Annotated in this window: 21 protein-coding genes; 10 read left to right on the forward strand and 11 right to left on the reverse strand. The window is 70.3% G+C overall.

The genetic code is table 11. The features are described from left to right. Positions 1 to 266: 266 nt before the first annotated feature. The 5 genes from D3218_RS16865 (at position 267) to D3218_RS16885 (ending at position 6,491) form a co-directional block, all read left to right on the forward strand. Entirely contained in the window at positions 267 to 3,749 is a 3,483-nt protein-coding gene (locus D3218_RS16865) for an indolepyruvate ferredoxin oxidoreductase family protein (RefSeq protein ID WP_119541249.1), read from the forward strand. A gap of 273 nt (positions 3,750 to 4,022) precedes the next feature. After that, positions 4,023 to 4,277, forward strand: coding sequence for a hypothetical protein (locus D3218_RS16870; RefSeq protein WP_119541250.1), 255 nt, complete (start codon positions 4,023 to 4,025; stop codon positions 4,275 to 4,277). A gap of 70 nt (positions 4,278 to 4,347) precedes the next feature. Then, positions 4,348 to 4,593, forward strand: a complete 246-nt coding sequence (locus tag D3218_RS19575; RefSeq protein ID WP_136625128.1) for a hypothetical protein — start codon at positions 4,348 to 4,350, stop codon at positions 4,591 to 4,593. Between the two features lie 37 nt (positions 4,594 to 4,630). Next, positions 4,631 to 6,028 (forward strand): O-antigen ligase family protein, encoded by a 1,398-nt coding sequence (locus D3218_RS16880; RefSeq protein WP_119541252.1) that lies wholly within the window; start codon positions 4,631 to 4,633, stop codon positions 6,026 to 6,028. A 58-nt stretch (positions 6,029 to 6,086) separates the two neighbouring features. Next, on the forward strand, positions 6,087 to 6,491 hold the full coding sequence (locus D3218_RS16885) for a helix-turn-helix domain-containing protein (protein ID WP_136625129.1): 405 nt from the start codon (positions 6,087 to 6,089) through the stop codon (positions 6,489 to 6,491). A gap of 19 nt (positions 6,492 to 6,510) precedes the next feature. On the opposite strand, the gene D3218_RS16890 is transcribed toward D3218_RS16885, so the two are convergent. Then, on the reverse strand, positions 6,511 to 7,677 hold the full coding sequence (locus D3218_RS16890; protein ID WP_119541254.1) for a M20 aminoacylase family protein: 1,167 nt from the start codon (positions 7,675 to 7,677) through the stop codon (positions 6,511 to 6,513). Positions 7,678 to 7,811: 134 nt separating this feature from the next. Between D3218_RS16890 and D3218_RS16895 the strand changes: the two genes are divergently transcribed. Together D3218_RS16895 and D3218_RS16900 are read left to right on the forward strand one after the other, a co-directional pair. Then, complete coding sequence (locus D3218_RS16895) at positions 7,812 to 9,023, forward strand: D-alanyl-D-alanine carboxypeptidase family protein (RefSeq protein WP_119541255.1); 1,212 nt, start codon at positions 7,812 to 7,814, stop codon at positions 9,021 to 9,023. Beyond that, complete coding sequence (locus tag D3218_RS16900; protein ID WP_119541256.1) at positions 9,020 to 10,141, forward strand: CobW family GTP-binding protein; 1,122 nt, start codon at positions 9,020 to 9,022, stop codon at positions 10,139 to 10,141. Before D3218_RS16895 ends, D3218_RS16900 begins: the two co-directional genes overlap by 4 nt. A gap of 20 nt (positions 10,142 to 10,161) precedes the next feature. Here the strand turns inward: D3218_RS16900 and D3218_RS16905 are convergent, their stop codons facing one another. Continuing rightward, entirely contained in the window at positions 10,162 to 10,380 is a 219-nt protein-coding gene (locus D3218_RS16905; protein WP_119541339.1) for a sulfurtransferase TusA family protein, read from the reverse strand. Between the two features lie 92 nt (positions 10,381 to 10,472). On the opposite strand from D3218_RS16905, the gene D3218_RS16910 reads away from it, so the two are divergent. Together D3218_RS16910 and D3218_RS16915 are read left to right on the forward strand one after the other, a co-directional pair. After that, positions 10,473 to 11,021, forward strand: a complete 549-nt coding sequence (locus D3218_RS16910; RefSeq protein ID WP_119541257.1) for a DUF924 family protein — start codon at positions 10,473 to 10,475, stop codon at positions 11,019 to 11,021. A gap of 83 nt (positions 11,022 to 11,104) precedes the next feature. Continuing rightward, positions 11,105 to 12,391 carry a GNAT family N-acetyltransferase gene (locus D3218_RS16915; RefSeq protein ID WP_119541258.1) on the forward strand — a complete coding sequence of 429 codons (1,287 nt, stop codon included), beginning with the start codon at positions 11,105 to 11,107 and terminating at the stop codon, positions 12,389 to 12,391. A 9-nt stretch (positions 12,392 to 12,400) separates the two neighbouring features. Here D3218_RS16915 and D3218_RS16920 read toward each other — a convergent pair whose 3' ends face one another. Continuing rightward, a complete protein-coding gene (locus D3218_RS16920; RefSeq protein WP_119541259.1) occupies positions 12,401 to 13,216 on the reverse strand; it encodes an N-acetylmuramic acid 6-phosphate etherase in 816 nt (271 codons plus the stop codon). A gap of 249 nt (positions 13,217 to 13,465) precedes the next feature. On the opposite strand from D3218_RS16920, the gene D3218_RS16925 reads away from it, so the two are divergent. Next, positions 13,466 to 14,506: a calcium-binding protein gene (locus tag D3218_RS16925; RefSeq protein ID WP_119541260.1), complete on the forward strand. Its 1,041-nt coding sequence runs from the start codon at positions 13,466 to 13,468 to the stop codon at positions 14,504 to 14,506. A gap of 176 nt (positions 14,507 to 14,682) precedes the next feature. Here D3218_RS16925 and D3218_RS16930 read toward each other — a convergent pair whose 3' ends face one another. The 8 genes from D3218_RS16930 to D3218_RS16965 form a co-directional block, all read right to left on the reverse strand. After that, positions 14,683 to 15,228 carry a transglutaminase-like cysteine peptidase gene (locus tag D3218_RS16930; protein WP_168990570.1) on the reverse strand — a complete coding sequence of 182 codons (546 nt, stop codon included), beginning with the start codon at positions 15,226 to 15,228 and terminating at the stop codon, positions 14,683 to 14,685. A gap of 187 nt (positions 15,229 to 15,415) precedes the next feature. Further along, positions 15,416 to 15,700: a hypothetical protein gene (locus tag D3218_RS16935; protein WP_119541262.1), complete on the reverse strand. Its 285-nt coding sequence runs from the start codon at positions 15,698 to 15,700 to the stop codon at positions 15,416 to 15,418. A 114-nt stretch (positions 15,701 to 15,814) separates the two neighbouring features. Continuing rightward, positions 15,815 to 16,630 (reverse strand): metallophosphoesterase family protein, encoded by an 816-nt coding sequence (locus D3218_RS16940; RefSeq protein WP_245415089.1) that lies wholly within the window; start codon positions 16,628 to 16,630, stop codon positions 15,815 to 15,817. 198 nt (positions 16,631 to 16,828) lie between these two features. Further along, positions 16,829 to 18,034 carry a polysaccharide biosynthesis/export family protein gene (locus D3218_RS16945; protein WP_245415090.1) on the reverse strand — a complete coding sequence of 402 codons (1,206 nt, stop codon included), beginning with the start codon at positions 18,032 to 18,034 and terminating at the stop codon, positions 16,829 to 16,831. 145 nt (positions 18,035 to 18,179) lie between these two features. After that, positions 18,180 to 19,490 carry an HlyD family type I secretion periplasmic adaptor subunit gene (locus D3218_RS16950; protein ID WP_119541264.1) on the reverse strand — a complete coding sequence of 437 codons (1,311 nt, stop codon included), beginning with the start codon at positions 19,488 to 19,490 and terminating at the stop codon, positions 18,180 to 18,182. Continuing rightward, positions 19,487 to 21,247 carry a type I secretion system permease/ATPase gene (locus tag D3218_RS16955; RefSeq protein ID WP_119541265.1) on the reverse strand — a complete coding sequence of 587 codons (1,761 nt, stop codon included), beginning with the start codon at positions 21,245 to 21,247 and terminating at the stop codon, positions 19,487 to 19,489. Before D3218_RS16955 ends, D3218_RS16950 begins: the two co-directional genes overlap by 4 nt. 198 nt (positions 21,248 to 21,445) lie before the next feature. Beyond that, positions 21,446 to 22,222 carry a hypothetical protein gene (locus D3218_RS16960; protein ID WP_119541266.1) on the reverse strand — a complete coding sequence of 259 codons (777 nt, stop codon included), beginning with the start codon at positions 22,220 to 22,222 and terminating at the stop codon, positions 21,446 to 21,448. A gap of 2 nt (positions 22,223 to 22,224) precedes the next feature. Next, positions 22,225 to 24,492 (reverse strand): polysaccharide biosynthesis tyrosine autokinase, encoded by a 2,268-nt coding sequence (locus D3218_RS16965; protein ID WP_245415091.1) that lies wholly within the window; start codon positions 24,490 to 24,492, stop codon positions 22,225 to 22,227. Positions 24,493 to 24,569: the final 77 nt, after the last annotated feature.

Raw genomic sequence — 24,569 nt, forward strand, 5'->3', positions numbered from 1 at the left:
GGACCAACGGGCAGGGCGCACAGCGCCGCGCCCCTCACGCCGGCCCCCCCAGCCCAAACCGCGACCCATGCCACGGCGCATACCGCACGACATCCCCGCGAAGCCGAAACAACGCCACGTCCTTCGCTTTGAATCGCTGGGGAACAGAGTCTCCCTTCACTGCCATCCTCTTGCGCTGCAGCGTGCCGGTGCGCCGCACATGCCTTACATCACCATCCAACGAGAGCGGGCGAACCGCCGGTGGTGATGCGGATCGGGAGGATCTCATGGCGCGTGCAGGCGAGCTCGATCGGAAATACGCGGCGACCGACGGGCGCGCCTTCATGAGCGGGACGCAGGCCCTCGTGCGCCTGCCGCTCGTGCAGATGCGGCGCGACCGCGAGGCCGGTCTCGACACCGGCGCCTTCGTCTCCGGTTATCGCGGCTCGCCGCTCGGCGCCTACGACCAGCAGCTCCAGGCGAACCGCGACCTGCTGCTGGCCGAGGGCGTGCATTTCCAGCCGGGGATCAACGAGGATCTTGCGGCGACCGCGGTCTGGGGATCGCAGCAGGTCGGGCTGTCGCCGGGCGCGCGCAAGGCGGGCGTCGTCGGCATCTGGTACGGCAAGGGGCCGGGGGTCGACCGCTCGGGCGACGTGTTCAAGCATGCCAACGCGGCGGGCTCCGCCGCCCTCGGCGGCGTGCTCGCGATCGCCGGCGACGATCACGGAGCCAAGTCCTCCACCGTGCCGCACCAGTCCGACCACGCCTTCATGGCGGCGGTCATGCCCATGCTCTACCCGTCCTCGATCCACGAATTCGTGGCGTTCGGCCTGCTCGGCATCGCCATGTCGCGCTATTCCGGCTGCTGGGTCGGCATGAAGGTGATTGCCGACACGGTGGAGACGACCGCTTCGGTCGACCTGTCGGGCGAGCGGCGGCGCTTCGTGCTGCCGGAGGACTTCGAGCTGCCGCCGGGCGGTCTCAACCTTCGCGTGCCCGACGACCGCTGGAGCCAGGACAACCGGCTTCAGACCTACAAGGCCTATGCCGCGATCGCCTTCGCCCGGGCCAACCGGGTCGACCGCGTGACGCTGGACTCGCCCGGGGCGCGCCTCGGGATCATCGCCTCGGGCAAGGCCTACGAGGACGTGCGCCAGGCGCTGCGCGAGCTCGGGGTCGACGAGGACACCGCCCACCGGGCGGGGCTGCGTCTCTACAAGGTCGGGATGCCCTGGCCTCTGGAGCCGGAGGGCGTGCGCGAGTTCTCCGTGGGCCTGGAGGAGATCCTGGTGGTCGAGGAACGGCGCGAGATCATCGAGAACCAGATCAAGCAGCAGCTCTTCAACTGGCGCGCCGACGTGCGCCCGCGCATCATCGGCAAGTTCGATCACAACGACCGCCCGGTCCTGTCCCTCGCGCGCGAGCTGACCGTCGCGACCGCCGCGGTGGTGATCGGCGAGCGGATCCTGGCGATGAGCCATCTCGATGAGGCGCATCGCAGCTTCATCGAGGAGCGGGTGCGCCATTTCCGCCGGCGCGACGAGGACGCGGTCCGCCTGGAGCCGCCGCTCGCGCGCACCCCGTTCTACTGCTCGGGCTGCCCGCACAACGCCTCCACCAAGGTGCCGGAAGGATCGCGCGGGCTGGCGGGCATCGGCTGCCATTTCATGGTCACCTGGATGGGACGGCGAACCGACACGTTCAGCCAGATGGGCGGCGAAGGCGTCGCCTGGGTGGGCGCCGCACCCTTCACGGACGAGGCCCATGTCTTCGTGAATCTCGGCGACGGCACCTATTTTCATTCCGGACAGCTCGCGATCCGGCAGGCCGTGGCGGCGGGCGTCAACGCGACCTACAAGATTCTCTACAACGACGCCGTGGCGATGACCGGCGGTCAGCATGTGGACGGGCCGCTGGACCCGGCCAAGATCACCCATCAGCTCCAGCGCGAGGGTGTCTCCCCGATCTGGCTCGTCTCGGAGTTTCCCGAGCGCTACCATGCGTCGCAGCTCGCGCCGGGCACCGAGATCCACCACCGGGACGAGGTCGAGGCGGCCATGCTGGCGCTGCGCGAGGCGCCCGGCGTCTCGGCCATCGTCTACGATCAGACCTGCGCGGCGGAGAAGCGGCGGCGTCGCAAGCGCGGCCTGCTGGCCGATCCCGACCTGCGCGTCGCGATCAATCCGGCCGTGTGCGAGGGATGCGGCGACTGCTCCGTCCAGTCGAACTGTCTGTCGGTCGAGCCGCTCGAGACCGAGTGGGGCCGCAAGCGGCACGTCAACCAGTCCACCTGCAACAAGGACACGTCCTGCCTCAAGGGATTCTGTCCGTCCTTCGTCACGCTGGAGGGGGCCAGGCCGCGGACACGAGCCGCGCGAGCGGCGCCCGATCTGTCGGGTCTTGCCGAGCCCGTTCTTCCAAGCCTTGCCGAGCCCTGCAACATCGCGATCACCGGAGTGGGGGGCACGGGCGTGCTGACGATCGGCGCCGTGCTCGGCATGGCGGCCCATCTCGACGGCAACGCGCCGATGCTTCTCGACATGGCGGGCCTCGCCCAGAAGGGCGGTGCGGTGCTCAGCCACGTGCGCATCGGCCGCCGGGCGGAGGATGTGACCTGCCCGCGCATCGTCTCGGGCGCCGCGGACGTCCTGATTGCGGCCGACGACGTGGTCGCGACCTCGAAGGACGCGGCGGGCCTCCTCAGCCCCGAGCGCACCCGTGCGGTCGTCAACACCCACCTCACGCCGGTGGCCCAGTTCGTGCGCGATCCCGATTTCGACTTCCGGCGCACGCTGGTGGCCGGGGCGATCCGCCGCGCGGTCGGCGAAGGGGCGGACTTCGTCAACTTCACCGAGCTCGCCGAGACCGTCAGCGGCGACGCCATCGCGACCAACATCATGATGCTCGGCTACGCCTGGCAGAAGGGGATGATCCCGGTCTCGCTCGGCTCCCTGGTCCGCGCGATCGAGATCAACGGCCTGGCCGTCCAGGCCAATCTCGACGCCTTCGCCTGGGGGCGCTTCGCGGCGGCCCGGCCGGACGCGATGGCCGAGATGCTCGGGCCGCGCACCGATGCCACGGCGTTGGCGGAACTCTCCACCGCCGACCTCGTCGAGCACCGGGCCGCCTTCCTCGCGCGGTACCAGGACGAGCGGCTGGCCGGGCGCTACCGCGCCCTGGTCGAGCGGGCGCGCCATGCCGACGCCGCCGCCGGCGCGCACGGGCGCATCGAACGGGCGGTGGCCGAGAACTACGCCAAGCTTCTGGCCGTGAAGGACGAGTACGAGGTCGCGCGTCTGCACACGGACGGCCGTTTCGAGCGCATGCTGGAGGCGGAGTTCGAGGGCACGCGGCGCCGCGTCTTCCACCTCGCCCCTCCTTTCCTCGGCGGCGTCGACGCCAACGGACGGCCGAAGAAGCGCGCCTTCGGCCCCTGGGTTCTGCCGATCCTGCGAGGCCTTGCCAGGATGCGGGGCCTGCGCGGCACGCCGTTCGACCCGTTCGCTCGCTCGGCCGAGCGGATCGCCGAGCGTAGGCTGATCGCCGAATACGAGGCCGACTGCCGCACGCTGTTCTCGCGCGCCCGGCCCGCCGACCGCGACGTGGCGGTGGAACTGCTGTCGCTGCCCGCCGCGATCCGCGGGTTCGGACCGGTGAAGCAGGAGGCGATGGCAAGAGCCGCGCGTCGGCGCGACGAGCTGCTGGCCCTGATGGCCGCCGACCCGCGCATGGCCGACCGACCGGCGGAGCGCACACCGGCCGAATAGCGCGGGCGGAGCTCGGGGCGACGCCCCGTGCCCCGTCGCCGATCCACGCCGATCCAATCCTCCACGAGACCGGTCGACCCGGCCGGCTCCCGGTTCCCGCTGCGCCAAGTCGTCCCGCGCCGAAGCGTTTCCGCTTCGGCCGGAAATGCTCTAGGACGGCAGGGCGCGACGACGCGCGGACGCGCCGGGCGGCGGCATGCCCCATCCGGGCGCGTTCGGGGGAACCACGGGGCATCCGTCCTCGTCTCATCCCAGCCAACAGGAGACCGCAGCATGCTGACCGATGCCCAGACCGACGACATCTCGGAGAAAATCTCGACCCTGTTCCAGGGCATGGAGCTCGACGACGTCGCCAACGTCCTGAAGATCCAGCTCGCCATGCTGGTGACGCAGGGCAGCGAGGACGCGGACGGTGCCATCGAGTTCCTGGACGAGATCTACGAGGACGTCGAGCAGATGGTCGAGTCCTTTCCCTTCGGCGAGGAGGAGGACGACGAGGACGAGACGGCAGGCCCGTCCCAGAACTGATCGCCCGCGCCGGGAACGGAAGCGGCGGCCGGGCGTCTTAGCCCGGAGAGGCATTCCGGGAGACGCGCCGATGTCCAACATCGAAGACTTCCCCCTCGGGCCGGGACGTGATCCCGGCCCACCCGACGGTCCGGTTCCGATGGGCGATCCGCCCGAACCCCTCGTGGACCCGGACGAAGTCCGCGAACCGGCCGACGATCCGGTCCCGGTGGAGCCGGACCCGGAAGAAGAGCATCGCGACCGCCCCGGCGACATCGAGCGTGCCGAAGGCGGCGCGGGCGGTGCAGGGGGCGCCGGGGCGCCGAGACGCTCTTAACCCGCTGTTCAGAGCGCATGGCCGATGATCGGCCGATATGCGCCACGCCTCGCTATCCCACCTCGGGCCGCCGGGTCCGTCCGTATCGGGCCCGCCGACCGGCGCGCTCGGCATCGGGGAGGCGCGCGCGCTGAAGGCCGCGATCTCGGCCCTCATCCTGACCATGCTCCTGGTGACGTTCGAGCCCTACCAGGCGGTCTTCACCGGGCCGGCGGGAAGCGGCAACCTCGTCAACCAACTCGGCTACGGCGGTCTCGGCCTGGCGTCTATTCTGATCCACGCCTGTGTGACGCCCCGCGCCGTCGTCGCTCGGCTGCTGCGGCCGTCCTGGATGGTGATGGCGCTGGTGCTTCTCCTCTCCTCGACGCAGTCGATCTGGCCCGATTCCTCGTTTCGCGCCGTGGTCTTCTCGCTGGCCGCCATGCTGGCGATGACCGGTGCGCTGTGCCTGGCGCCGGACGAGCGCGCCTTCCGGTTCGCGCTGGCGACCGCGGCGCTCGCGGTTCTCGGGCTTTCGTACGCGGGCGTCGTGCTGATGCCGGCGGCCGCGATCCACAACGAGGCGCTGGAGGCGGCGAACATCGGGCTGTGGCGGGGCATCTACTCCCACAAGAACGTCGCCGGCCCGGTCATGGCCGTCCTGTGCTTCGCCGGCCTCTATCTCGTGCGCAGCGGGCAGTGGGTCACGGGCATCGTGATCGCCGTCCTGGCGGCCTTCTTCGTGCTCAAGACCGGATCCAAGACCACGCTGGGACTGATGCCGCTGGTGGCGCTCCTCGTCTCGGCCGGTCGCGTCTTCGGCGGGCGACGCCTCCCGACCGTCGTCCTGGCGCTCGCCCTGTCCTGTGCGGGGCTGATGACGCTCGGCACCGTGCTGTCGCCACTGCTCTACGACCTCCTGCAGTGGGCGATGCCGGGCACGACCTTCACGGGACGTCTCGACCTCTGGCGGTTCGCGATCCATGCGCTGGGCCCGCGCGCTTGGACGGGGGCCGGGTTCGAGGCCTTCTGGACCACGCCTGCCGTGATGCAGGCCGAGCTCCCCTTCGGATCGAGCTGGGATCCGCGCGGCATCGTCAACGCGCACAACGGCTATCTGGACCTGGCGATCGCGCTCGGATGGCCGGGGCTAGCGATCGGCGTCCTGGTTCTGGCGGTGCTGCCGCTACGCGACTTCGCCCGCGTCGACGCCCGCACGCCGGAAGCGACGCGCGCGGCGGACTTCTTCCTGATGGTGCTGACCTTCACGTTGTTGAACGCGTTTCTGGAGTCCTTCCTGTTCGCGCGTGGAAACCCCGTGTGGATGGTGATGTGGCTTGCGGTGGCAGGTCTCCATCTTCTGCCAAAGGCTTCCATGCACGCGCAGGCTGTGGCAGGAGAACTATCGGAAACGCGCACCGGCAGTTTGCGTGATAATGGTACGCATGAGTGTTGATTCTTGATAAGTAACGCACTACTGCTCCAGCACCTGGGAGGTTCCCGATGGGCTGTGTTTGTCCATCCTGCAACGGATGCGTTTCGTGACCACTGCGAAGACTGAGCGAGATCCGATCGATGTTCATGTAGGCGCGCGTCTGCGCCTGGTGCGGACATCAAGGCGTTTGTCGCTGGAAGAACTGGGCCGGCAGATCGGCGTCACCTATCAGCAGATCCAGAAATACGAGACCGGCAGCAACCGCGTCAGCGCGGCGACGCTGTTCCGGATCTCCCAGCTCTTCGAGATCAGCCCGACCTTCTTCTTCGAGGGGCTCGCGGCCGACGGCTCGCAGGACGAGGCCGCCATGCCGAGCCCGGAGGTCGTTCAGTCCTCGCTGGCTCTCGGCCGGATCCCCGACGGCGAGATCCGGCATCGTCTTCGCCTGCTGATCGACGCGCTGGCCCCCACGCAGGCGCGCTGACGGCCGCGCTCCGTCGCGGTCAGGGCGCCAGGGCGCGTTCCACCAGGCGGACCCAGTAGGAGGCGCCGAAGGGAAGGGCGGCGTCGTCGAAGTCGTAGCCGGGATTGTGGAGCCCGGCCGTGTCGCCGTTGCCCAAGAACACGAAGGCGCCGGGCCGCGCTTCCAGCATGAAGGAAAAGTCCTCCGCCGCCATCAATGGCGGGGCGGACGCGTCGACGCACCCCCTGCCGCAGACCTCGCCGGCGATCGAGGCGCAGAAGGCGGCCTCGCGCGCATCGTTCACCGTGACCGGGTAGTTGCGTGTGTAGACGACCGTGGCCCGCGCGCCGTGGGTGGAGGCCACGCCTTCCGCGATCGCGCCGATACGACGTTCGGCGAGATCGCGGCTCGACGCGCTCAGCGAGCGCACGGTGCCGAACAGCTTCGCCTCGTCGGGAATGATGTTGTGCGCGAAGCCGGCGTGGAAGCGCGTCACCGACAGGACCAGCGAATCGAGCGGATCGACGTTGCGTGCCGCGATCTGCTGGAGCGCCTGCACCAGTGCCGCGCCCGCCAGGATCGGGTCGCTCCCCTCGTGCGGCAGGGCGGCATGGCTCGCCCGCCCGCGGATCGTCACCTCGAACTCGTCGGTCGCCGCCATGATCGGGCCCGGCCGCATCGCCATATGTCCGACGGGCAGGCCCGGCAGGTTGTGCATGCCGTAGACCGCCTCGATGCCGAAGCGGTCCATCAGCCCGTCCCGGATCATCGCCAACGCCCCCGCGCCGCCCTCTTCGGCAGGCTGGAACACCAACGCGACGCGCCCCCGGAAGCGCCGCGTCTCGCACAGATGGCGCGCGGCGCCGAGCAGCATGGCCATGTGCCCGTCGTGGCCGCAGGCATGCATGGCGCCGGGCCGGCGCGAGGCATAGGGCCGGCCGGTCTCCTCCGCGATCGGCAGGGCGTCCATGTCGGCGCGAAGGCCGATCGTGCGCCCGCCCGAGCCCTCCCGACCCTCGACGATGCCGACGACCCCGGTGCGTCCGATCCCCGTCGCCACCTCGTCGCAGCCGAAGGCGGCGAGCTTCTCGGCGACGAACGCCGCCGTGTCGGGCAGGTCGTAGAGAATCTCGGGCATCGTATGAAGCGTGTGCCGCCAGGCGGCGATGTCGGCGGCGCGCGCCGCGATCTCGGGAACGATGAGCATCGATGTCTTCCGGTCTCGCGCCATCAAAAGGCGAAAATCGCCTGCTTGGTGGACGCTTGAATCACCTTGCCACGATATGAACGCAGGTGCGAAGAGAACGCAAAGCGTCTTCGCGCATTCGCGAGAAGGGTCCCATGACAGTTTTCCGTCGGCTCCCGTCGATCCGAGCGTTCTCGGCGCTTCTCGCGCTGGCCGGCGCGAGCGTCGCGGCCCAGCCCGCGCTCGCGGTCAACACGATCGTGGTGGACGTGGCCACCGGCAAGGTCCTGTCCGAAAGCAACGCCACGCAGCGGTGGTACCCGGCCTCCACCACCAAGCTGATGACCGCCTACGTGGCCCTCAAGGCGCTCCAGGCGCAGGAGGCCTCGCTGGACACGCCGGTGGTGATGTCGCGCACGGCCGCCGCCGAGCCGCCCTCCAAGATGGCCTACCCGCCGGGCTCGGTGATGCGGCTCGACATGGCGTTGCGCATGATGCTGGTGAAGTCGGCCAACGACGTGGCCTTCGCCATCGCGCAGTCCCTCGGCAAGGGGTCGGTGGAGGCCTTCGTGGAGCGGATGAACGGCGACGCCGCCGCGCTCGGCATGAAGGACACCCACTTCGTCAACCCGAACGGCCTTCCGGCCCCCGGCCAGTATTCCAGCGCCAAGGATCTCGCGATCCTGGCGGTCGCCCTGCGCAAGGAGTTTCCGGCCTTCGGCGACTATTTCGGCACCGAGGCCATCGCCGTCGGCAACGGCACGATGAAGAACCACAACGGGCTGCTCGGCCGCTACGCGGGGGCCGACGGGATGAAGACCGGCTACATCTGCGCGTCCGGCTTCAACCTCGTGGCCTCGGCGACGCGCGACAACCGCACGCTGATCGCCGTGGTGCTCGGGGCCGATGGCCCGATCGTGCGCGAGCGTACCGCCGCCGAGATCCTGGAGAACGGCTTCAACACCAATCCGCGCTCGATCCGCGACACGGTGGCCGACCTGCCCGTGTCCAGCGGCCCGCCGGCCGACATCAGCGCCGCCATCTGCTCCGCCGCCGGGCGCACCGCCCGCGCCAACGAGCGGCAGGAGGAAGACAAGCGCGAGGAGACCTTCGGCTCGCCCTACATGAGCGACCTCCAGCGTCCGGCCGTGGCCGTGCCGGTGGATCTGGGCGGGGCCGCCGGCGCGCCGGGCGTCGAGCCGGGCACGCGCCTGATCGCCGCCTACGGCATTCCGGTTCCGACCTGGCGGCCCGTCCGCCCCGGCGAGCCCGGCTACGAGGGCGAGCTGCCGCTGGGCGCGGAAGCGGGCGGCGAGTATCCCGCTTCGCCTGCAGCTTCGGCCGAAACCGCCGCCGCAGCCGAATGAGCGCCGGTGCCGCGGGGCCGGTCGCGCCCGTCCCGGTCACCGTCCTGACCGGCTTCCTGGGCAGCGGCAAGACCACGCTGCTCAACCGCCTCCTGCGCGACCCTGCCCTGCGCGACACGGTGGTGATCGTCAACGAGTTCGGCGCGGTCGGGCTCGACCATCTCCTGGTGGAACGCTCGAGCGAGGGTATCGTCGAACTGTCGGACGGCTGCATCTGCTGCACGGTGCGCGGCGACCTCGTGGACACGCTGGCCGATCTCGTGGACCGGGTGCAGACCGGACGGCTCGCTCCGATGCGCCGCGTCGTGATCGAGACCACCGGCCTTGCCGACCCGACGCCGATCCTCGCTTCGCTGATGGGACACCCGGTCCTGGTGCAGCATTTTGCGCTGGACGGGGTGGTGACCCTGGTGGACGCGCAGAGCGGGGCGGTCTCGCTCGCCGAACGGCACGAGGCGCGGCGCCAGGTCGCCTGCGCCGACCGACTGGTGCTCACCAAGACGGACCTCGCGCCGGAGACCGGCGCGCTGGTCCACGCGATCCGCCATCTCAACGCGCGCGCGCCGCTGGTCGCGGTGGCCGAGGCGGGGCCTGGCGACCTCTTCGGCTGCGGCCTCATGGATCCCGCCACGCGCCGCGCCGACATCCGCCGCTGGCTCGGCGAGGTCGACCACGCCGAAGACGCCTGCGCCGACCCGCATTGCGGCCATGACCATTCGCACGCGCATCGCCACGACGCGCACGGGGCGATCCGCTCCCTGTCGCTGACGCACGACGCCCCCATGTCGCGTGCCGACGCCGAAGGCTTCCTCGACCTTCTCGTCCTGCGCTTCGGCGCCGGCCTCCTGCGCCTCAAGGCCGTGGTCTGGACAGCGGAGGACGCGGGCCGGCCCCTGGTGCTGCACGGGGTGCGGACCTACCTGCACCCGCCGGTGCGCCTGTCCGACTGGCCGGCCGGCGAGGCGCCGCGCACCGCCTTCGTGCTGATCGGCGAGGGGCTGGACGAACGGGTGGCGCGCGACCTCCTCGCCGCCTTCGCCCATGCGCCCCGGATCGACGCGCCCGACCGCGCGGCGCTCCTCGACAATCCGCTCAGCCTGTCGTCGCGCGGCTTCTGAGACGGCGCCGGGCGCCGGTCTCAGCCGCCCCGCGTGCGGATGCGAAACCTCCAGCCGCCCGCGTCGAGCGGTTCGACGGCGTCCAGCGCGTGGCCGCCCTCACGGCAGAGATGGGCGATGTCGAGCCGGGCCAGCGGATCGTCGGCGAGCACGATCAGCGTCGCGCCGGGCGTGCGATGCGCCAGCGCCTTGCGCGTGCGCAGCGCGGGCAGGGGGCATTTCAGCCCCCGCAGATCGATCGCTCCCGGCGCCGGCCGCTCTTTTGCGTCCCCGCCCGCCGTCCTATCTTTCGCCTCGACCACGTCCCTTCCCCCATTTGCCGAACGGTTCCATGAGCGAATACTCGATCGATCCCCAGACTATCGTCGACTTCTGGCGCGATCTCGGCCCGGAACGGTGGTTCGTCAAGGACCGGGAACTGGACGAGACTATCGTGCACCGGTTCGGCGACGTCTACGAGCGCGCGGCGCAGGGCGAGTTCGATGCCTGGGCCGACGAGCCAAACGGCGCGCTGGCGCTGGTGATCCTCTTGGACCAGTTTCCGCGCAACATGTTTCGCGGCAGCCCGCAGGCCTATGCCACCGACGCCAAGGCGCTTGCCATCGCCAGGGCGGCGCTCGCGCGGGGCGACCAGTGGCATGTCGGCGAGGACGTGAACCAGTTCTTCGCCATGCCGCTGATGCATTCGGAGACCCTCGACGACCAGGACGAATGCGTGCGCTGGATGAACGAGATCGGCGAGGAGAACGTCCCCCATGCGGTGGAGCATCGCGACATCGTCGCGCGGTTCGGCCGGTTTCCCCATCGCAACGCCGTGCTCGGGCGCGACACGACGGCGGACGAGAGAGCGTTTCTGGACGGGGGCGGGTTCGGCGGCTGACCGCACTGCACACCAAGCTTTAAGGGACGAGAAATATCCTATGGAGGACGACGCGGGACCGACAGCATATCGAGGCTTGAATCGTGGCGAACCTGACGCTGGGGAAAGTGGACGAACGCGATGGCGAGCGCGCCATCGCGGCCACTGCGCGGCGCGTGGTCGAGGCCCCGTCGCTCGATGGCTTCGCAAGCCTCGCACCCGCCGGCGACGTGCGCCGTGTCTCGATCTACGACGCGCACGCCGTGTTCGGCCTGGTGGACGAGCTCGAGCATCTCGGGGCCCGGGCCCTCGAGCCCAACGTCTTCTTCACGCCGCGCTTCCTCGCGCCCGCCATGCCGCGCCTCGACGACCGCCGGGTGCGCCTCATGGTGGCGCGCGACGAGGACGACCGTCGCAGCCGTCTGCGCTTCCTGATGCCGTTCACCGTGGAGCGCCTGCAGCGCCCGTCCCGCCGCGGGGCCGTGCGCGCCTGGACCCACCCGTTCGGGCCACTTGGCGTGCTTCCGCTCGACCGCGACGACCCGGCCGGCACCGCGCGCAGCCTTCTGGACGCGCTGCGCGCGCCCGAGCACGCACTGCCGCCCCTCCTCGTGCTGCCCGATCTGCCGGTCGGCGGCGAACTCGCCCGCTGTCTCGCCGAGGCCGCGCAGGAAGCGAACATGCCCTTCGCCTGGGCCGACCGCTCGGCCCGCGCGTTTCTGGACGCCGACGGCCACGAACCTGCCGAGGTGCTGCGGCAGGCCCTCGGGCCGGCCGGTTTTCGCGACCATCGTCGCCGGCTGCGCCAGCTCGCCGACCTCGGCGAGGTCGCGTTCGAATGCGCGGCGGAGCCCGGCGCGGTGCGCGAGGCGCTGGAGGACTTCCTCCATCTCGAAGCCTCGGGCTGGAAGGGCCGGCGCCGCAGCGCGCTCCTGATCGACCGCCACCGCGCGGCCTTCGCGCGCGAGGCCGTGAACGGGCTGGCCGAACGCGGCATGGCGCGTGTCTACACGCTGCGCGTCGCGGGCGCGGCCGCCGCGAGCCTCGTGGTGCTGCATGCGCAAGGGCACGCCGCCGCGTGGAAGACCGCCTACGACGAGCGCCTGCGCCGATACGGGCCCGGCGCGCTGGTCGCCGCGCTCGCCACGCAGGCTCTGGTCGCCGACCCGGCGATCCACACCGCCGATTCCTGCACGGTTCCCGACCACGGCGTGATGAACCGGTTGTGGCGCGGGCGGATCGCCGTGGGCACGCTGGTGGTCGGCCTCGACGACCCGCGCGGCGAGCAGGTCGCCGACGCGGTGGCCGCGATCGAGGGCGCGCGTCGCCGGCTCAACCGCCGCCGCATCTGGCGCGAGCGCCTGCGGCATCTCTGGCCGGCGCGCGGCTGACGCCGCGTCTCAGCGAACCGCCTCCACCGCCAGGATCGCCTCCCGGATCGAGCCGCGGGAGGATCGGAGCGCGGCGAGCGCCTCGTCGTCCGAGCAGCCCGTGACCTCGCTCACGATGCGACAGGCGCGCGCCCGCAGCTTGGCGTTGGTCGGGCGCATGTCCACCATGCGGCCGCGAAACACCTTGCCGAGCCGGATCATCAGGAGCGTCGAGAAGAGGTTGAGCGCGGCCTTCTGCGCCGTGCCGGCGGCGAGCCGCGTCGAGCCGGCGACCGCCTCGGGCCCGGTGCGCAGCAGGATCGGGTGCTGGCAGGCGTCCAGCAGCGGCGCGCCCGGATTGTTGGCGAGACCGACGGTCAGAGCCCCGGCCCCTCGGGCCGCTTCCGCCGCGGCGAGCGTGAAGGGCGTGCGCCCGCTGGCCGCCAGCATCAGGCACACGTCGGCGGGCGTCGGCTCGGTCGCCAGCAGCGCCGCGCGGCCCGCAGCGCCGTCGTCCTCGGCGCCCTCGCGGGTGCGGCCGAAGCTCGCCTCGCCGCCGGCCAGCAGGACATGGCGGCGGGCGTCCGGCCAGTCGAACGTCGGGCCGAGCTCCACGGCGTCGAGCAATCCGATCCGACCCGAGGTTCCCGCTCCGCAATAGATCAGCCGTCCCCGCTCGCCCAGCCGTTCCGCGGCCGCGGCCACCGCGCGCTCGATCGCGGGCAGAGCCGCCTCCACGGCATCCAGCGACCGGCGCTGGCCGGCAAGAAGCACGTCCAGGACGGCGCGTGGCGACCGGCGCTCCAGGTCGCGCAGCGCCTCGTCGGCTCGCTCCGTTTCCTCCATTTCCCGCTCCCCGCTCCCCGCTCCCCGCGCCGCCGCATCACCGCGCGGAGAACGCCCGAGATCGGCGAACGGTTCGCCGGGCGACCCCATGGCAGGGCATCGGTCGGGGCGCCCGGATCGGCGGCTTGCGCCTGGGTGTGTCGGGACCGTGTCGTTCCTCCCACGGTTGTTCATATTCCGCTAACCTATATTGTATGTAGCAAAGCGACGTGCTTATGGTCCTTCCCATACGTCATTCCAGGAGATCCCATGATCGACGATCGCTCCAACCAGACCGTGTCCGGGCTGGTCTTCTTTCCCGAAGGCGACAACCGCCTCATCGCCGGCAGCTACGTGTCCGCCGCAGTCATCGGCAACTCCGGCAGCGACACGTTCGAGACGGCGAGCACCGGCGGCACCTACGCCTACTCGCAGTTCTTCGGCGGTGCGGGCGACGATCGCCTGATCATCAAGGAGACCGACACCGTCCTTCCGGGCGTGAACTTCATCGGCGGCGCCGGCACCGACACGCTGGAGCTGACGGCCGGCTCGAAGATCGTGATGTCGAACGACTCGTTCGGCACCATGATCTCCTATTCGCAGACCGGCGGCTCGGTGTTCGTCACGGAAGTCGAGCGCTACATCATCAAGGGCAGCGCCGACTCGGACGTGCTGGTGGGCAGCGCCGGCAACGACTGGCTGGACGGGCGCGGCGGCCTGGACGAGTTCCGCGGCTCGGCGGGCAACGACGGCTACGTGTTCGACACGGTGGGCGAGCGCGTGGTGGGCGAACTGGCCGGCGGCGGCAACGACACGATCTGGGCCTCGATCTCGGTCAACCTCAACGACAACGCCAATGTCGAGAACCTGCGCCTCACCGGCACCGCCTCCATCGACGGCATCGGCAACGAGCTGAAGAACCTGATCACCGGCAACGCCGGCGACAACGTCATCGCCGGCGGCCTCGGCAACGACCAGCTCTGGGGCAAAGGCGGCGTCGACACGTTCGCGTTCGCCGAGATGGGCGCGGCCAACCGCGACTCGATCTTCGACTTCGGCACCGACGACTTCATCCAGCTCGCCAGGTCCGCCTTCGGCGGCCTCGACGCGGCCAGCGGCCAGTCCTACCTCGACGCCTCGGACTTCGTGATCGGCACCAAGGCGACGGCCGACCATGCGCAGGTGATCTACAACAAGGCCACCGGCTACCTGTCCTACGACGCCGACGGCACCGGCTCGGCCGTGGCCCAGGACATCGCCTTCATCGGCAAGAACGTCGCCCTCACCAACGACCACATCCTGCTCGCCTGACCGTCAGGCCAAGGCAGGACGAACCCAAACGACGAGGGCCGCCGGCATCGCGCCGGCGGCCCTCGTCGTTTCGGAACGCGCCATGCCCGGGCACGGGCACGGCGTGGCGCGCCGACTTCCGGTCTGCCTTCAGATCCGCTCGGCGGCGGGCGGAGCCCCGCCTTGCGAAGCGGCGCTCAGACCAGCCGGCGCCAGAGGCGGGGGTCCTGCGAGGACGCGATCTTCAGGAACGTCAGGTCGGTCTGATGCCACAGGAGAATGCGGTCGAGCCGGTTGTCGAGCACGAAATCGCCCGACGGCGTGCTGACCACCAGCACCGCATGGCCTTCGCCCGAAGCGGTGGTGGCGACCGCCATCCGAAGGGCGGAAGCCGGCAGGCCCATCTTCAGCAGCCGCTCGCGCTTGGTCAGCGCGAACTCCTCGCAGTCGCCCGCCGCGACGTTGGCCTGCCACACGTCCGACAGGCCGTCGCTCACCGGGCGAATGCTGCGGTTGACGCTCCTGTTGACCTCGGTGACCAGCGCACGGACGCTGGGCGACCATTCGACGGTCTCCGGTTTGCCGACCCGGCACGCCTGCGGGCTGGCGACGCAGTAGCGGATGAAGGCGAAGGGCGCGCGCGTGTTGATTCCCTCCTCCATCCGGGACTGCGGAAGGGCGCGCTCCTGTCGCAACGGGGCGAGACTGCCGGCTTCGGCATGGGAAAGCAACGCGCCGGACACGATGGCGGTCGATAGGATTTTCGATAAATTGTTCCGGGCGAACATGTCGGTCTCCAATGCGCTCTCTGGCATCAAAAGACACGATGATTTCGGATATCCCGTTTAGGGACTAATTCCATTTTTAAGCGAGCGTGTTTTGCTCGAAAATAGCCAGCATTTCTCCGCCGTTGCGCGGGATCGTTCCGATCTACTGCGTGACGACTGTATTTTTATTCAAATTCTTCGTATTGGCAGGGCGGGAAGCCTGCGGTGGTTGCCGGAGCCGCTGGGCGCGGTCCTGGCTGCGCTCGCGCATGCGCAGCAACTGGTCGAGCTGCTGCGCGTCGCGTGATCCGCCTCGAAGCACGGGGGCGTTCCGCTCGCGTTCGCGCTGCGACCGCTCCTGAAGCGATCGCGTGCCGTCCACGGGCTGCTGCGCCCGCGCGCCGCCCGCGATCACGCAAAGACCGAGCACCAGGAGCCAAACCTTCATCGTCCACCTCTTCGGCGCGCCCGATCGCGCGCGGTCCCGCCAGCATGCCGACATCGAGCCTGCCGCGCAAATGCGGCGCAAAGCCGGTCCGCCGCCGAGCTCGGTGGCTGCTCCTCAGCGGGTTTGCAGAAACGCCATCGTGCCTTCCGCAAGGCGCACCGCGGTCAGCGGCCCGCCCATGTAGGCGCCCGTGTCGACGCCGATCCGCCCGCGCTGCGCCACGGGTTCCTCGGCGGGCGTGTGGCCGTGGACCACGAGGCGCCCGAGCTCGGGTGCCCCCTCGGTCAGGAAGGGCTCGCGGATCCACAGGAGATCCTCGTCGCGCTGTTCGGCGAGGGGAGCGCCGGGGCGCAGGCCCGCATGCACGAACACGAAGGAGGGCGTCGACAGGACGGACGGGAGCTGGCGAAGAAAGGCGATGTGCCGCTCGGGAAGGGCCGACAGGATCTCGCCCGTCCGATCCCCGCCGCCGCCCCGCCGATGCTTGGCCATGTAGGTGAGGTCGTAGCCGTAGGACCGGAGCGTGCGCTCGCCGCCCAGGCGCAGCCAGTCGTCCAGCGAGCGCCGGCCGTCCACGACGTCAATCAGGACCTCCTCGTGGTTGCCGCAAAGGCAGACGCGGCTGAAGCCGTCCGGGGGCGGCGCCATGAGGTGTTCGATCACCGCCGCCGAACCGGGACCCCGGTCGATATAGTCGCCGAGATAGACGAGGAGCTTGGAACTCGGCTGTTCGGCGGCATCGGCGACGATCGCCTCTTCCAGCCGGCGCAGCTTGTCGATGCAGCCGTGCACGTCGCCGACGGCATAGGCGCGCATCGGATCGACGCCGATGTCGAGCTTGCGCCGGACCTCGCGGTCCGATGGCGGGGACGCAGGCGCGGGTCGGGCGAGGAGGCGTTCCAGCATCCGCGAGATCGTGCTGAAACCCATGCGGCGAACGGTCCTGCGAGCCAGGCGCCGACGGTCCGCCGGCGCACGGGGTTTCGGGGGGAATGCCCCCTCAAGATAGGGAACGCGCCAAGGCCTGGGAAGCTCAGCCGGACCCTCGCCGCCGGGACGCGGCAGCGGTCGCGCCGATGCACCGGCGCTCCCCCGCGGCGCGCCGGAGCGGCCGCGGGGGAGCCCGCGTTAGTTCGTGATCAGGCGCGTCGAGGTCCGCACGGAGGCGGCATCCACCAGCGGTCCGCTGACGCCGCTGGTCGCCGCGTTGATGACGTCCAGGAACTTCACCACCTCCACCGAGTCGGCGTTGGACACGTAGATCATGTCCTTGTCCTTCATCGCGAACTGCTGTGCGAGGAACAGACTGGACGGATCGCGCAGGTTGGCGCGGAAGATCACCGGGAAGCTCGTCCCCGTCTTGCCGGCGACGGGGAAGCCCATGCGCGTCAGCGTTTCCGCGTCCACCATTCGGTACAGGAAGACCTGACCCGGATCGGCGCGCGAATCCAGGAGGCCGCCGGCCTTGCCCACGCCCTCCGCCCAGCTCAGGTTCATGTCGTCGAAGTCGATCGATCCGTTGAGGCCTGCGGCGCCGAAGGCGAGATAGGTCCGCCGTTCGCGGTTCACGTAGATGGTGTCGTTGGGATAGACGTAGATGTTGTCGGCGGGCGTCGCCACGAGCTGGTTGAAGGGCACGGTCGCCGAGGTTCCGCCGCGCTGCAGCGTGACGCTGGTCTCCTCGGCGGGCGAACTGATGCCGCCGGCGCGCGAGATGACGTCCAGCACGCGCTCGCCCGCGTCGCTCAGGCTGATGCGCGCGGCCGCGTTCACGTCGCCGAGCACCGAGACCTGGCTCGAACGCTTCTCGATCAGGTTGATGATCGCCTGCGGCTCGATCGCGCGGTTGGCGAGCCGGTCCTCGATATCGGCCTGGACCTGGGCCGGCGTTCGTCCGGCCACGGTCAGCGTGCCGGCATAGGGCACCGAGATCCGGCCGGTCGTGTCGATGGTCTGCGCCGGCAGGGTGATGAAGTTGCCGGGGCGGCTGCCGGCCTCGGCCGGGATGAACAGGCCGCCGGCGGAGGATTCGAACAGCGTGATCTGGATCGTGTCGCCGTTGCCGAGCGGCAGTTCCGGCGCGCCGCGGCGGCTGGGCCCGAAGCCCTTGGCAAGGCCCTGCGACTGCTTGGGGAAGTAGCCCAGCACCGTCTCGGTGAGATCCACCAGGACATAGTCGGTCAGCGGCTTCTTCTTGTCGGCGGCGAAGTAGACGGTCGCCTCGTCGCGAATGCGCTGATCGTCCGGTCCCGAACGGGGCAGGGTGGTGCAGCCGGCGGAGGTAAGGGCCCCAAGCAGGCCCAAGGTCAGACCGATCGTCTTTGAACTATACAAATCGACACACCTATCCGACGGACTCAATGACCCGGCCGCAAAACATAATCTGACGCGCCGCAACATCCTATGCAGTCCAGCTGTTAAATTTCATAGAAAATTGGAGGGTGGCATTTGCGCGACACCCGTGAGTGGTGCCCGCCGGTCAGCGCTCCCGGAAGGCGCGAGACACCTGATCCGACAGCGGCTGGACGAGGTAGGACAGGGCGGTGCGCTCGCCCGTCTGGACGAAGGCCTCCACCGGCATGCCGGGAACCGGCCGCAGGCCCTGGAGCTTCGCCATCTCCTCGCTCGGCACGTCGATCCGGGCGGAATAGTAGGGCAGGCCCGTCCGCTTGTCCTCGGAGACGTCGGCGGCGACGCGCGTGACGGTTCCCGCCACCTCGGGCGTCGTGCGCTGGTTGACGCCGGAGAACCGCAGCTTGGCTCCCTGGCCGACATGCACGTCGTTGATGTCCTTAGGCAGGACCTTGATCTCGATGCCGAGCTTCTCCTCCAGCGGGACGATGTCCATGATCGTCTCGCCCGGCCGGATCACGCCGCCCACCGTGTGAACCGCGAGCTTGTGGACGACGCCCGCCTGGGGCGCCCGGATCTCGATGCGCCGGAGTTCGTCCTCGGCGGCGATCTTGCGCTCCACCAGTTCGGCGATCTGCGTGCGCGCCTCCTGGATCTCGCGCGAGGCCGCCTCGCGGGCGTCGTGGTCGACCTGCACGATCTGCAGCTTGGCGGCCGAGATGCGTCCGCGCGCCTCGGCGATCATGGTGGTGAGCTGGCCGCGCTCGACGAGCGTCTCGGCCCGCTCGCGCTTGAGCGTCGTCGCGCGTGTCGAGGTGACGAGCTTCTTCTGGACCAGCGCCTCGACGCCGGCGAGCTCCTGGTCGATCAGCGCGAGCTGCTCGTCCTTGGCCGCCACCTGCTCGTCGAGACCGACGATCGTGGCGTCCAGATCGTCGATGCGGGCGCGCAGCTGCGTCTTCTGCCCGTCCTGCGCGGCGCGGCGCAGCTCGAGCATGGTCCGCTCGCCGGCCATGGCATCCCGGACATCGGGCGTGTCGATGCGGTCCGCCAGCTCCGGGGGCACCGCGACCGTGGCGCGCGAGGTCTGCTCGGCCTCGGCGCGCGCCTTGCGGGCCAGGGCCTCGTCGAGGCGCTTGACCACGATCTGGAGCGTCGTGCGGGCCTGGGTCGCGTCGAGGCGGACCAGGAGCTGGCCGGCCTCGACCCGGTCGCCCTCGCGCACCGCCAGCGTCTCCACCACGCCGCCGAGCGGGTGCTGCGCCTGCTTCACCGCCGTGTCCACCACGAGCGTTCCGCTGGCGATCACCGCACCCGCCAGCGAGACGTTGGCCGCCCAGCCGCCGACCGCGCCGGCGAGGAGCGCGACCAGGGCGATGCCGACCGTCAGATGACGGCGGATCGAGCGATGGGTGGTCTGCGAGAGGAGCTTGCTCATGCCGATTCCGCCTGCGGGTTCTGCCGGATCTGCTGCGGGGAGGGGCGGCCGTCCGCGACGGCCGAGGCCGCCGGCACGGGCGCGAGAACGCGGCCCAGGATGTCGTCCTTGTCACCGAAGGCCTGGACCCGGCCGTTGGCCATCATCAGCACGAGGTTCATCGCCACCAGCGCGCTCGGCCGGTGGGCGACCACGATGACGATGCCCCCGCGCAGCCGGACGCCGGCCAAAGCGTTGGTGAGGGCGACCTCGCCGTCGGCGTCGAGATTGGAGTTCGGCTCGTCCAGCACGACCAGGAAGGGCTTGCGGAACAGGGCGCGCGCCAGGCCGATCCGCTGGCGCTGGCCCACCGACAGGCCGAGGCCGCTTTCGCCCGTGGTGGTCTCGTAGCCGTCCGGCAGGCGCACGATCATCTCGTGGACGCCGGCGGCGGTGGCCGCCTCGACGATCTCCTCGGGCGTCGCGGTCGGATCGAAGCGCGCGATGTTCTGCGCCACGGTGCCGGGGAAGAGCTGGAGTTCCTGGGGAAGGTAGCCGACATGGACGCCGAGCCGGTCCGGCGACCATTGGTCGATCGACGCGCCGTCCAGGCGCACCGCGCCGTGCAGCGGCGCCCAGGCCCCGACGATCGCCCGCACCAGGCTGGACTTGCCCGACGCGCTCTGCCCGATGATGCCGATGCCGTCGCCGGCCTTGGCGCGGAAGCTGGCGTCGCGCACGATCGGCAGGCGGCCGGACGGTGGGGCGACGCTGAGATTCTCCACCGAAAGCTGCCGCGACGGGCGTGGGAGGTCGAGGGGCTCCGCGGCGACCGGCAGGTGCTGGAGGATGCCCGACAGGCGCTGCCAGCTCGTACGGGCCGAGATGAAGGAGCGCCACTGGCCGATCGCCAGTTCCACCGGGGCGAGGGCCCGGGCGCTCAGGATCGAGCTCGCGATGATGATGCCGCCGGTGGCCAGGCCATCGATCACAAGATAGGCGCCGACCGTGAGGACCGCCGACTGGAGCATCATGCGCGTGACCTTGGAGGTCGAGCCGAGCGCCGCGTTGAGGTCGGCGCTGCGCTGCTGGGCCGATGCGAGCTGGTCGTTGATCGACGTCCAGGTCTGGCCGAGGCGCCCTTCCATGCCCATGGCGCGCAGCACCTCGGCATTGCGCCGGAATGTGTCCGACAGGGTGCTGCGCTGGCGCCCGAGCACATAGGCGGTCTCCACCGGCTTTCGCGACAAAATCTCGGTGAACAGCGCGATCACCACAAGGATCAGGCCGCCGACCGTCGCCGCCCAGCCGATCGCCGGATGGAAGGCGAAGCAGATCACGAGATAGAAGGGGATCCAGGGGAGGTCGAACAGGGCCGTGGGCGCGGGGCTCGCCAGGAAGTTGCGGATCGTGTCGAGGTCGCGCGAGGGCTGGGTGCTGTCGACCCCGGCGGTCATCAGCGGCAGGCGCGTCAGCGCCTGGAGGGTCCGGCCGTTGAGCTGCGCGTCCACGGCGGTGCCGACCCGGGCGAGGAGGCGCCCGCGGATCGCGTCGATCAGGCCTTGGAACACGTAGAGCACGGCGACGATCATCGCGAGACCCACAAGCGTGGGCACGCTGCCGCTCGGCAGCACCCGGTCGTAGACCTCGAGCATGTAGAACGAGCCGGTCAGGAACAGGACGTTCAGGACGCAGCTCAGAAGGGCAATGCCCACGAAGGCCCATCGGCAGGTGCCGATCGCCCGCAGGAGCTCCAGATTCCGGCCAGGGCGCTTCATGCCCCCGTAAGATTCCGTCATGCGCTCAACCCCGTCCGATGTCGCCCGGTCCGTTTCCCGAAGCCGGGCGAACGGCAAGATCCTAGTCCGGCCACGCTTTCGATTTCCCGAATGGGCGCGCGGCCCGGTATCGGTGCGGCGGCCCAGCGGGTCGCAGCACCCGCCCTGTCGCCTGTGTTCGGCCGCCCCGGCCGGTCCTCAGCGGTCCGGTTCGCCGAACGGCCGATAGTCGTAGCGGCGATACCGTTCGGGTCGCCCGAACGTGGAGCGGCGCCAGCCCGTACCCGCCTCCAGCGCCTGACGGCGCGCCTCGGGCAGGCCGGCGACCAGCTCGTCCGCCAGCCCCGCCGGGCCGCCCTCGCGCAGGCCGCGCAGGATCGCCGCCGCCGGCCCGACCCGCGCGGTCGCCATCGTCCGGCGCAGATCCGCCTCGAGGTCGAGCGGCAGCGCCACGTCGTCGCGCGTCAGCTCCCACGACACGAGCCGGCTCCGCCTGATCTGGAGATCGGCCTCGTAGGGCGAGAGCGCGGCCGACAGGGCGAGAAGCTCCTGGACCCGCGCCCAGTCCGCACCGGCCCGCTGCTCCAGGAGCGCCATGAGATACCAGAGGTTGCCGTCGGCCGCGTTGCAGCCGAGCGCCCAACGGACCGTCCGCTCGGCCGTGTGCTGCGCCTCGGCGCGCGCCGACGAGCCGGGATCGTCCGACCGGCTGCGCCGCAAGAGCTCCAACGCCACCGTCACCCGCGCTTCCGGCAGATCCCAGCCGCAGGACGGCGCGTCTTCCCGCGTCAGCTCCACGCCCAGCCGGTCCCGGACGCCACCCGGCATGTCCACGGGCGCCTCCGCCGCTTCCAGGCGCAGCGCGTAGCGGACCCATGGCTCGGCGGAGATCGCGCCGGCCAGCGCGAAGCCACTGGCCACGAGCAGCACCGCCGCCCCCAGGCATGCCAACCAGTCCGCCCGGCGCCCCGACATGATCAGTCGCGGTAGTAGGATTCGTAGCGTGAGGCGTAGTATTCCGGCGACCCGTAGGACCGGTACAGCCGCATCTTCTTGCTGTCAGCCTTGTTGAGGATCACGCCGAGCGACTTGTCGTGGAACACGGGGTTGCTGGCGATCGCGCTGCGCACGAGCTGGCGGGACGTCTTGCCCCATTCCACCACGAAGACGAAGGCGTCCACCCGCTGCGCGAAGGCCTTGGCGTCCACCACCGGGCCGACCGGCGGAAGATCCACCACCACATAGTCGAACTGGCCGCGGAAGCGCGTGAGGAGGCGACCCATGCTCGCCGAGGCCAGGAGGTCGCTCGTGTTGGTGACGCGGCTGCGCATGACGGTCGGCAGCAGCGTCAGGGGCATCGGATCGTCGCGCAGGAGCACGTCGTCGGCATTCGCCTGCTCGAGCATCACCTCCACGAGGCCGTGCTCGGGCTTGCGCTCCAGGCCGCGCGTCAGGCCCGGATTGCGGATGTCGCCGTCGATCAGCAGCGTTCGCATGCCCTGGAGCGCCAGAAGGTTGCCGAAGCTGGCCGCCACGGAGGACTTGCCCTCGCCCGGGACGCAGGACACGACGCCGATCACCTTGCAGGGAATGTCGGGCATGCCGAGGTCGGCGGCGACCTTGATGTTGCGCAGCGTCTCGGCGAACGAGGACATCGGGTGGCGCCGGACATAGGTCGCCAGTGCGCCGGCGGGCCAGAGCTGCGACGGGGCCGCCTTCTGCTCGCCCGGCTTGACCTCCTCGGGGTCGAGGATCGGCGCGAAGCCGAGGAACTCCATGTCGAGTTCGCTGCGCACCTGGCTGCCGACGCGGAAGAAGCGCTCGCGATACTCGCGGAAGCCGGCGACGCCCGTGCCGGCCGCCGCGCCCATCATCGCGAACAGCGCCAGGATCATCGGCGCGCGGGGCGCGCTCGGCTTGTCCGGCACCTTGGGGTCGGTGATGACGCGGGCGTCGGTGATCGGGAACGACTGCTGCTGCACCGTCTGCTGGTAGCGCTGCAGGAAGTCGTCGTAGAGCGCGCGATACGCTTCCGCCTCGCGCTCCAGCTCGCGCAGGCGGACCTGCAGCGTGTTGTCGTCGGCGTTCACGGCGGTGACCTCGGCCAGGCTCGCCTGGAGCGAGCGCTCGCGCTCCCGGGAGACCGCGTAGGTGCTGCGATAGCTTTCGGCGATCCGGCGCAGCTCGCCGAAGATCAGCCGCTCGTACTCCTTCATCTCGGCCTTCAGGCGGACGGACTGGATGTGGTTGGGGCCGAGCTTGCTGGAGATCTCGCTCTCGCGCCGCGCGGCATCGAGATACTTGCCGCGCAGGGTGTTGATCGTGGTGCTCAGGAGGGCGTCGTTGACCAGGGCGTCCGTGCGCCCGTCCCGGATGATCGCCTCGATCTGGTCGAGCTGCGCCTTGGCCTGCGCGGTCTGGGCGCGCGCGGCGGTGAGCTGGGTGTTGATCTCGCTGAGCTGCTGCTGGGAGACGAGGCCGGTGCCGGTAAGCAGAAGCCCGTTGTCGTTGCGGAACTTCTGCACCGCGAGGTCGGCATCGTAGGACTGCTGGCGCAGGTCCGCGATGCGGTCCTGCAGCCAGCTGCTGGCCCGGCGGGTGGCGGCGTACTTGGCCTGGAGCTGGTCGTCGAGATAGGCGCTGCCGAAGGCGCGTGCGATGTTGCTGGCCAGGACCGGGTCGGGCGAATCGAAGGTCAGCCGCAGCACATAGGTCCGGCCGACGCGCTGGACGTCGAGGCCGCCCTGGAGGATGTCGATCGCCGCCTCGCGCCGCTGCGCCGAGGCGTCGGCCTGCTCCACCGGAAGCTCCGGCCGGACCGCCGCGATCAGGCCGCCGACGGCCGAGCGCACGGAGCGCAGGAGAGACGGGTTGCCGGCCAGGAACGCGTCGTTCTGGTCGAGCTTGAGCTCGTCCACCACCGTCCCGGAGATCTGGCGGGACTTCAGGAGCTCGACCTGGCTCAGCATCTCCGCCTCGTCCTGGAACACGCCGCTGGCGCTGGCCAGCTCGTCCACGAGCTTGGACTGGCCCTTGTCGATCAGGATGTCGGTGTAGGACGTGTAGATCGGCACGGCCGTCATCAGGTAGACGAAGCCGAGGAACAGGCCCGCCGCCACGGCCGCCACTACCAGGCCGACCTGGCGCCGCACCATTGCCAGGATACGCTCGACGTTGAGGAACTCGCTCGATCCGCCCTTGGACGCGGCGCTGTCGTGTGCGGTCATCTCGGAATAGTGCAGCATGACGCCTCAGGAATGGCTTCTGGACAGGCGCCGGCCCCGATGCGCGCCGCACCGCGGACGACCGGAGGGTCGACGGA

The organism is Aureimonas flava (genome assembly GCF_003583935.1).
In the GTDB taxonomy this organism is placed as follows: domain Bacteria; phylum Pseudomonadota; class Alphaproteobacteria; order Rhizobiales; family Rhizobiaceae; genus Aureimonas; species Aureimonas flava.